Annotated in this window: 8 protein-coding genes and 3 pseudogenes; 8 read left to right on the top strand and 3 right to left on the bottom strand. The window is 43.7% G+C overall.

Annotated features, from left to right (window positions below; translation table 11 throughout):
- Window positions 1–304 precede the first annotated feature (304 nt).
- The 7 genes and pseudogenes from H6F77_RS02015 (at window position 305) to H6F77_RS01985 (ending at window position 4,030) form a co-directional block, all read left to right on the top strand.
- The gene (locus tag H6F77_RS02015; protein WP_190484858.1) at window positions 305–892 is read left to right on the top strand and encodes a nucleotide-binding protein; all 588 of its coding nucleotides are present in this window, start codon (window positions 305–307) and stop codon (window positions 890–892) included.
- Window positions 889–1,236 (top strand): hypothetical protein, encoded by a 348-nt coding sequence (locus H6F77_RS02010; protein ID WP_190484857.1) that lies wholly within the window; start codon window positions 889–891, stop codon window positions 1,234–1,236. Before H6F77_RS02015 ends, H6F77_RS02010 begins: the two co-directional genes overlap by 4 nt.
- 630 nt (window positions 1,237–1,866) lie before the next feature.
- Window positions 1,867–2,001, top strand: a pseudogene (locus H6F77_RS27710) (helix-turn-helix domain-containing protein); the annotation flags it as partial.
- Window positions 2,002–2,060: 59 nt separating this feature from the next.
- Window positions 2,061–3,172: pseudogene (locus H6F77_RS02000) on the top strand (IS630 family transposase).
- 30 nt (window positions 3,173–3,202) lie between these two features.
- A complete protein-coding gene (locus H6F77_RS01995) occupies window positions 3,203–3,469 on the top strand; it encodes a COG3415 family protein (RefSeq protein ID WP_190484853.1) in 267 nt (88 codons plus the stop codon).
- Window positions 3,470–3,480: 11 nt separating this feature from the next.
- Window positions 3,481–3,618 (top strand): hypothetical protein, encoded by a 138-nt coding sequence (locus H6F77_RS01990; protein ID WP_206753439.1) that lies wholly within the window; start codon window positions 3,481–3,483, stop codon window positions 3,616–3,618.
- The gene (locus tag H6F77_RS01985) at window positions 3,602–4,030 is read left to right on the top strand and encodes a transposase (protein WP_190484849.1); all 429 of its coding nucleotides are present in this window, start codon (window positions 3,602–3,604) and stop codon (window positions 4,028–4,030) included. Before H6F77_RS01990 ends, H6F77_RS01985 begins: the two co-directional genes overlap by 17 nt.
- 134 nt (window positions 4,031–4,164) lie before the next feature.
- Here the strand turns inward: H6F77_RS01985 and H6F77_RS01980 are convergent, their stop codons facing one another.
- Both H6F77_RS01980 and H6F77_RS01975 read right to left on the bottom strand, forming a co-directional pair.
- The gene (locus H6F77_RS01980; protein ID WP_190484847.1) at window positions 4,165–4,440 is read right to left on the bottom strand and encodes a competence protein CoiA family protein; all 276 of its coding nucleotides are present in this window, start codon (window positions 4,438–4,440) and stop codon (window positions 4,165–4,167) included.
- Between the two features lie 59 nt (window positions 4,441–4,499).
- Window positions 4,500–5,563 (bottom strand): ISKra4 family transposase gene (locus H6F77_RS01975; RefSeq protein WP_190484845.1). Its coding sequence is split into 2 segments (ribosomal slippage): window positions 4,500–5,407 and window positions 5,407–5,563, totalling 1,065 coding nucleotides; the frame shifts between segments, so codons are not numbered across the junction.
- Window positions 5,564–5,781: 218 nt separating this feature from the next.
- On the opposite strand from H6F77_RS01975, the pseudogene H6F77_RS28985 reads away from it, so the two are divergent.
- Window positions 5,782–6,042, top strand: a pseudogene (locus H6F77_RS28985) (carboxysome distribution maintenance protein McdB).
- Window positions 6,043–6,102: 60 nt separating this feature from the next.
- Here the strand turns inward: H6F77_RS28985 and H6F77_RS01970 are convergent.
- Window positions 6,103–6,783 carry a galactosyltransferase-related protein gene (locus tag H6F77_RS01970; RefSeq protein ID WP_190484843.1) on the bottom strand — a complete coding sequence of 227 codons (681 nt, stop codon included), beginning with the start codon at window positions 6,781–6,783 and terminating at the stop codon, window positions 6,103–6,105.
- Window positions 6,784–6,919: the final 136 nt, after the last annotated feature.

Below are 6,919 nucleotides of genomic sequence, written 5' to 3'. Positions count from 1 at the left end.
CCGCCCTTACTTCCCCGTCTCTTTTGATATTAGTGGGATAGATTCTTGGGTTCTCATTCTAACTCCACCTAAAACAGTGTTTGGTCAGGTCAACGCAGCAACCCCGAAACTCTGATGAATGCGTTAGCCGTTGGGGGTAACTTCGCCTAAAAGAGTCCAACTGGGTGGAGTTTAAACCACTCATTCTGGCATACTTGAAGATAGCTGAGTAGCTAAAATTATGTAATTTTGCATACGCATAATTCTGATATTTCGTATTTTCGGAGTTTCGCTTAAAACCATAGCAGAGTTCTCACGCACTAGCATGATTATTGCGATCGCATCCCTAAAGGGTGGTTGCTCAAAAACCACTACAGCCATTCATCTGGCAGCTTATCTCCAAAAGAAAGCACCTACGCTACTCATTGATGCAGATAAAAATCGCTCAGCACTAACCTGGGCAAAACCGGAGAAGCTTTCGTTCAAGGTTGTTTCGGAAACAGCGGCACCGAAATACATCAAAGACTATACCCACATTGTTATCGATACCCAGGCTCGACCATCTCCAAAAGACTTTGAAGAATTAGCTGATGGATGCGACCTGCTTGTATTGCCGACAACCCCACGGGCGTTAGACTTAGATGCCCTAGCACAGACAGTAGATGTGTTAAAGCAAATGGGTGCTACTTTCAAAATCCTACTCACCCAGGTTCCACCGCGAAGTACAGCCGCACGAGATGCTAGAAAATCTTTGGAAGAATTGGGACTGCCTGTATTTAAGGCAGAAATCAAAAGATTGGTTGCTTTTGAGCGAGCGCCGCTACTGGGGACGACGATCAAAAATTATCCCGATGCTCGTGCAAAAGATGGATGGTCAGGATACTTGGCAATGGGCAAGGAGGTTTTACGATGACCCCTAAAAAAGATGACAAACCTTCTATGTTCAAATCCCTGCTCTCCCAAGCTCGTTCTAAGGATAAGGAACCCCAAGAAGAATTCACACAAGAGGCAGCACAACCAGAGGGAACGCTATCAGATACAGTCGAGCATCGAAAACCAGGCAGACCACGAGGCAGACGCAGCAACCCTGACTACACTCAGATAAGTGCTTATATTCCCCTAGATTTACTTTTAGAGGTGCAATCTGAACTTCTTAATGAACGCAAGTCAAAGCGACAACGACGGTCTACTGATGTTAGTTCTTTGGTGGAGCAACTGCTTCAGAAGTGGGTAAATGAGCGGAACACTCAAGAGTGATTGATAACAAGTTGCACTCTTAAGCGATCGCGGGCGATGTAGTTCAACGTTGGGCGTAGTTGCAACGTGCTAACGCAATAGCATTCCTATCAAAGGTGCGATCTTCCTCAGTTCTGGCAGAAACTGAGTAAACCAACTGCGAGATTATGCCGAAGATAAGAGAGTGCGATCGTCCAATGTTTTTGTAATGACAGCGTAAATCGCGCCTAATTTCTACCATTCGTTCTTCAATTGTTCGCTTAGTTATACCAATTTTATATAGGGTTTCACTATCAGCTTTTAATTCTAAATAATACAAACAATGCTCTAAAATTCTTTTGAACTGAGTTTGGTAAAGCCATAAATTAATTACTCGTTCTTTCAGATTCAGTGATTTAAGAAGTTGAGCAAGTTCTAGCTGTCGTTTTATATCAGATAATTTCTTGAGGAGAAGCGGCTCCTGAACTTGATTGAATTCCTTTAAGGGCAGCGCTCCAACTGGAATCTTCCTTATACCAGATTCCTATGAAGATGCACTAAATTGAAAGAGGTAAGCCAGGAGGTGCAGCTATGGCAAATCAATTCAAAGTAGCAGTTAAAGAGACGAGAGCAGAACTGCAACATCGGCTCAAACGAGCTGTTAAGGCTCACACTAAAGAACGGCTGCAAATGCTCTATTGGCTCAAAACGCGAGTAGTCAACACAAGAACCGAGTTAGCCCAACGGCTAGAACGAGACGAATCCACGATTTATCGCTGGCTCAAGCGCTATCAGCAAGGTGGGATAAGCTGTTATGCAGTTAAATAACGTATAATTAATTTATTTGTCCGTAAGAGCAAGAAGCAATGCCTGCCAAAAACTATCTCCAAAAAGAGCAAAAAGAAAAACTGCAAATAGCTTTAAAAGAAGAAGATAATGCAGATATTAGAGAAAGGATCTTGATATTACTATTGTTAAATGATGGGAAAACTCAAGCCAATATAGCAGAATTTATTGGCTGTTCCCTAAAAAAAGTCTCTTATTGGTGTGTGCATGGCGATCCGGAAAATCTGGAAAGCTTAAAAGATAGAAGAATGCAAGGTAATAATAGAAAAGCTACAGATAAATATATTGAAATTTTACTAAAAACCATTGACCAAGATCCAAAAGAATTAGGATATGAATTTGGCAGATGGACAACAAGAAGATTGGCTGTTTATTTAGAAAAAATTACAGGAATTGACTTGAGTAGCTCACAAGTAAGAAGGATATTAGAAAAAAAAAGTACGTTTACCTTTGGGCGAAGTACAGCTTAGAGGATAAATGGGATGTTGAAAAAAGACAAGCATTTAAAAAGAAATTATCCGAGTATTTAAAAATAGCGAGGGAGAACCCAGAACGTTTACAGGTATGGTTCTGGGATGAAAGCGGATTTAGTTTAACAGTGATAAGAAGAAAAAATTGTCCGAAAAAGGGAAAGCGGAAATCAGTCAGCGGACGAAGAAGAAAAGGGAGAATAAATGTCATGGGCGGACTAAGATATTCCGACAAAAAAAGATTCGTGGAATTTTTTAACAAAGGGAATTCTACAAACTTCTATGAAGTCTTAAAGATTTTTTATAAAGAACTCATAAATGAGTGGATAGAGGAGGGTAATCAAGGGCAAGACTTTGCCCTTAGGGGTGCAAAAATAGTGATTATATTAGATAATGCTAGTTTTCATAAAAAATCAGACATTCTCAAAAAAATCGAAGAAGAAATGCCCAATATTCATTTGGAATTCCTCCCGGAGTACAGTCCAGATTATAACTTAATTGAATTAGTGTGGCATTCGGCAAAAGAATATGTGGCTAATCGTCTTTTTACCTCTATTGAAGAACTTGAATATTTATTACATCGACTTTTAAATGAAGGTGAGTTAATTATTAAGTGGGAGCGTAAGCTCAAAAACAAAGGCAATTCTATTAACGTAATTTAAAAGCGCAACAGCTTAGAAGCCCTGTTAACAGTGAACACAGCACCAGGAAAAGTCTCGAAGATACCGCCAGTGGCGATAGACAAACTTAAACAGCGATTAGCACAGCCTCAAGGGTTCAACAGCTATGGTCATATCCAGCAGTGGTTGAAAACAGAATGTGGGGTAGAGGTGGCGTATCGAACCGTGCATCAAACAGTACGCTACAAACTCAACCCCAAGCTCAAAGTTCCCCGTCCCCGCAGTAAGAACGCTTTACCTGAAGTGCAACTAGCCTTTAAAAAAAACTCAAAGACTTGATAAGAGTCCTGGTGCGCTATTTGGGAAGCGGACAACCACTACGTTATTGGTGCCAAGACGAAACCCGTCTGGGACTCAAAACTATTCCCTTGTCGGCAGATTACGCTATCTGGAGTGAAGCCGCACGGCATAGTGGGTTGGCGACGTGAAAACTTCTATCTCTATGGAGCGGTAGAACCGGCTACCGGAGACAGTTTCTTCTACGAGTTCTCCCACTTGGATGGCTCTTGCTTTCAGTTGTTTCTCAATCACTTTTCTCAACAATTTCCTGATAACTTGAATCTGCTACAACTAGACAACGGCAGTTTCCACAAATCCTTAACTCTGGACTGGCCCGATAACATCCTGCCCATTTTTCAACCAGCCCACAGTCCTGAACTCAACCCAATTGAACGGTTATGGGAGCATTTCAAGCAGTTTTTGCGCTGGGAAACTTGCACTAATTTGGCACAATTGCGGCAGAAGTTGACAGAGATTCTTAACTCGACCCCGGAGAGCGTCATCGCCTCGATTTGCGGTTGGGATTATATCAATACCGCTTTATTAAGTGCAAGTTCATAGGAATTTGGTATTAGCTGTGTAAATTCGTATCCCGGAGGATTTTGATAAGGATTTTTCTGTAATAGTTTTGCTTTAATTAATGGCTTGAGTTCACCAGAGAAGGGGATGCTCCAGCCATGCTGACCGCATGAAAACTAAAGGGTTTTGAGCAATTGCAGTGCCTGACCTGGTAGTTCAATATTGAAGTTGTCATACAATGGTATGGTGGGGAACTCTCGCTTAACCGTCACGGAGCGACAGGTTTGCCCGGTATGCGTGAAATGATGTTCCTTAATTTGTCCCTTCTTCGCGACTAATTTGACTCCACAATAAGGGTAAACTAAATCACTTTTTCCGCTGGGGACATCAACAATATCAACCAATTTATTATCAGCGCTGACCCCAAACTTTAGCAGCCACACATCAGTCATATCGCCAATCACTAAGTATTTATCGTCAACGGGAGCATGTCAGTTTTGCAGGTTGAATCTTAGAGAGTCAACAAATTATTGAGATAAGCACAGCGGTGAGCCAGAACTTGAGGTACATTCTCTCGTTTCCACTGTGCTCCTGAAATTTTAGTGCGGCGGTCAATCTGCTTAACAGGTGATTCAACCGCGCCCGAACCAATCGAACAAATCTGTTCGCTGTGGTAATACTCATAGTTGACAATGCGGTGGCGATGTTTACGGAGATAGGCACAGAAGTTCGCCCCCTGTTTGCGTTTGCAGAGTGCAAACAGAGCAAGGGTAGCATCGACATCGCCTTTCCACAAAAAGGCTCTAGCTTGATTTAAGCGTCGTATTGAACCACCGACCTTCTCAAGATTCTCCATCAGGTGATACCAATCGAGCATCTCTCGTCGTTGAGTGTCAGGAGCCATCGGCTTGATCAAATTCCAGATCCCATCATGCCCATCCCCTAAACAGGTTAGGGGAGAAGTCAAGGGTTGTTGGCGCACCCAATCAATTAACTGCTGATTGTCCTGAAAACAAGCACCCGTAGCAAACTCATGCAATCGCACGCTTTTATAGTCCAACCAGCGACACTCCTGTCCAAGCGAGGTTCTGATGCGAATCTTACCGCCATCCGCACTCACCTCCTGAATGGGTTGCTCACTTGACGGCAACCCAAAGGTCTGACGATGCACCAAGCGTTGCTGCGTCTTGGCAGGCACCCGCATCCCAGTGAACAGTTCTACATCTTTCTCGGTATGTTCGTAAGAAACATTTGCACTCACACGCAAACAGCACATTTCTAGATACGGACTCAAGCGTGTGTGGGATGCAACCCCCAACTGCTGAGTTTGCCCACGAGTTAGACTCAGTTCTCCGAGGATACTTTTAACCGTGCGCCTGCGTCCTGTTGTTGTTCCTGTTGCCGTTGTGATAAAAAAACTCCCACTTCTGGCATGACGTGTTTTTGCATCTGTTCACGCACCACTTGCTCAATCCCTCCGAGTGTTTTCAACTGTTCGGCAGGCGTATTCTCGTAGAGAATTCTGGCGATAGCTTGAACATGTTCTTGTAATGCTTGTTCTTGCTCAGGAGTCATGGTTGTGCTTGGGTATCGACTCTCCTATTTTCGTGCTTTCGCTAGACTTTTGCGAAAGTGACATGCTCCCTCGTCAACTTCCACGGTAGATAAAAATCAGGACTGAGCGATCGCCCGTCACAAACGGAAACACTAGAACTGTCCCACATGCGATGATGTGATGAACAAACTCGCAACTGCCACTGCCCTAGTCCTGGTCTTAACCGGAATCCCCGCAGATGCCTAGCAAAGTTTCCCCCGACCCGTCGCCATTCTGCAATTGTCTGAACCAAGATATAGACCAGGAATTGGCGCGATTTTGCAAAAACCAAGGGGTAACAGTAGAGGTGTTTCTAGAAGCCTCGTAGCTATTAACTTCTGCCAAACCCAAACTGATGAAAACGATTATGGCGGAAGCCAAGCACCGCTACAAGGCTCGCAAGCAAGCAGGCAAACTTCGACGACTGATCGTAACGCTAAAAAAGGAAGAACCAGAATAAGATATAGGGGGAAAAGTAGCGGTGCGATGTAGCAAGTTGAGTCGCGGCGACCAGCCTAGTTTAACCCCTTTTAGCGTAATAATGGTTTCTATTTTTTTCTACTAGTGATGCCTCATGCCATTGTCGATTCCGTTCATGAGCTAAATGTAAATACACGAGTTCTGGGGAGCGACATAAGTATTGTCCATCTTGGAGATATCGCTCGATGATCTCTTGATCTTCCCCACCCCAACCAATAAACACTTCGTCCCAGCCACCAATCTCAATAAGACGATCCTTATTAAAAAACGGTACAACACCAAATCTCTCTCGACGGATTAAGTGTTTCCAGAGCGCTGTCGGTTGATCTTCTGGAGCAATAGAGGTCTGTTCTAGGACTACATCAAGAGTGTCAATATTAATTGTTTCTTCCTCCAACATGACTCGATAGCCTGTTACCAAAAACTGTGGTGCTGAAATAGCCATTTGCAGATGCCGCCTTAGCGTATCTCCGATGGGAATTAAATCAACATCGAATGGTGCAACGAATTCGCCTTGAGACAGACTTAATCCTAGATTGAGAGCTTTCGTCTTGTGAAATACTTCAGCGCAGGGGCAGTAGGCATACTGGATGTTGGTACCTTGAATCTCTAACTCAATCCATGTAGAAGGTGACTCGTCCGCTTCCACCAGTACAATCGTGCATTCACTCAACTGACCCAAAGCGGATTGCCGCTTCCACCAAGATAGGAGCGTTCTCAAATGACTCTCGCGTTGGCGGTAAGTATAGCTGTATTCATGCTTGTTAGGACGCTGCCTGCTTGAGAACGGATTCCATCGCCTCTCGTAAACTTGAGGATTGGGGTAACAACTTGCGAACGCGGCTTTTCAACCATGC

It is taken from the genome of Microcoleus sp. FACHB-831 (assembly GCF_014695585.1).
In the GTDB taxonomy this organism is placed as follows: Bacteria; Cyanobacteriota; Cyanobacteriia; order Cyanobacteriales; family FACHB-T130; genus FACHB-831.
This window is presented reverse-complemented; position numbering and strand designations above follow the sequence as displayed.

What these genes read in the sequence shown, in the direction of transcription:
- H6F77_RS01980 (WP_190484847.1), bottom strand. Translation starts at nt 4,440, where the DNA reads ATGACTGATGTGTGGCTGCTAAAGTTTGGGGTCAGCGCTGATAATAAA.
- H6F77_RS02015 (WP_190484858.1), top strand. Translation starts at nt 305, where the DNA reads ATGATTATTGCGATCGCATCCCTAAAGGGTGGTTGCTCAAAAACCACT.
- H6F77_RS02010 (WP_190484857.1), top strand. Translation starts at nt 889, where the DNA reads ATGACCCCTAAAAAAGATGACAAACCTTCTATGTTCAAATCCCTGCTC.